The organism is Streptococcus sp. SCPM-O-B-23252 (M501) (genome assembly GCF_058200355.1).
The window spans coordinates 1-276 of record NZ_JBYQGS010000014.1; the positions used below are offsets into that span (position 1 = coordinate 1).

Sequence of the window (276 nt, forward strand, 5' to 3'; positions counted from 1 at the left end):
TTATGGCGGTGTAGCTCAGCTGGCTAGAGCGTCCGGTTCATACCCGGGAGGTCGGGGGTTCGATCCCCTTCGCCGCTATACTATTGATCTTGTCGGACCTTTAGCTCAGCTGGTTAGAGCTCTCGGCTCATAACCGAGTGGTCGTAGGTTCAAGTCCTACAAGGTCCATAATTAGCTGGAGGATTACCCAAGTCCGGCTGAAGGGAACGGTCTTGAAAACCGTCAGGCGTGTAAAAGCGTGCGTGGGTTCGAATCCCACATCCTCCTTAATATTAA

The 276-nt window shown here is 52.5% G+C and carries 3 tRNA genes; all 3 read left to right on the plus strand.

Annotated elements, in window-relative coordinates:
- The first annotated feature begins 4 nt into the window (after positions 1–4).
- Positions 5–78 (plus strand) — tRNA-Met (locus tag AC3E6G_RS09505).
- A 16-nt stretch (positions 79–94) separates the two neighbouring features.
- Positions 95–168, plus strand: a tRNA-Ile gene (locus tag AC3E6G_RS09510).
- Positions 169–177: 9 nt separating this feature from the next.
- Positions 178–267: transfer RNA gene (locus AC3E6G_RS09515), tRNA-Ser, on the plus strand.
- The last annotated feature ends 9 nt before the right edge of the window (positions 268–276 follow it).